Below are 727 nucleotides of genomic sequence, written 5' to 3' on the forward strand. Positions count from 1 at the left end.
TTCGCTGCTGCTGGCCGAAGATGGCGGCATCCTCGACGATTTGATGGTCACGCGCCTGCCCGACGCCAAACCGTTCGACATTCAGGGCTTTTACATGGTCGTCAACGGCGCGACCAAGATCGACGATATCGCGCATCTGCTCGAATATCTGCCCGACGACATCGCACTCAACCACATGGAAGATCAGGCACTGCTAGCGTTGCAGGGGCCCAAGGCGGTCGATGCACTGGCGCGGCTGGTGCCGGGTGTCGAAGCGCTGGTGTTCATGACGGCGGGGGCGTTCGAGTGGAATGGCGTTCCTCTGTGGATCAGCCGTTCGGGCTATACCGGCGAGGATGGCTTCGAGATTTCGGTGCCTGCCGAGAATGTCGAGGCACTGGCTGATGCGCTGACCGCCGAGCCTGAGGTAAAGCCGATCGGCCTTGGCGCGCGCGATTCGCTACGGCTTGAGGCCGGCTTGCCGCTTTACGGCCATGATCTCGACCCCGAAACGACGCCAATCCAGGCGGATCTCGGCTTTGCGCTATCGAAGCGCCGCCGCGAGGCGGGCGACTTCATGGGCGCAGCACGCATCCTGGCCGAGCGTGAAAACGGCGCGATCGTCAAGCGCGTCGGGCTGATGGTTGGCGGCCGCCAGCCGGTGCGCGAAGGCGCGGCGGTGCTTGATGCGCAAGGTTCCGAGGTCGGACGCGTCACCTCGGGCGGATTCGCGCCGAGCGTCGGTGCG

1 protein-coding gene is annotated in these 727 nt (G+C 64.8%); it reads left to right on the forward strand.

Annotated features, from left to right (window positions below; genetic code table 11):
* Positions 1–727 (forward strand): glycine cleavage T C-terminal barrel domain-containing protein (locus AACY52_RS28845; RefSeq protein WP_339561149.1); only part of this gene is annotated, 727 nt, incomplete at both ends.

The organism is Pseudomonas sp. EA_65y_Pfl1_P113 (assembly GCF_963970525.1).
Lineage (GTDB): Bacteria > Pseudomonadota > Gammaproteobacteria > Pseudomonadales > Pseudomonadaceae > Aquipseudomonas > Aquipseudomonas tritici.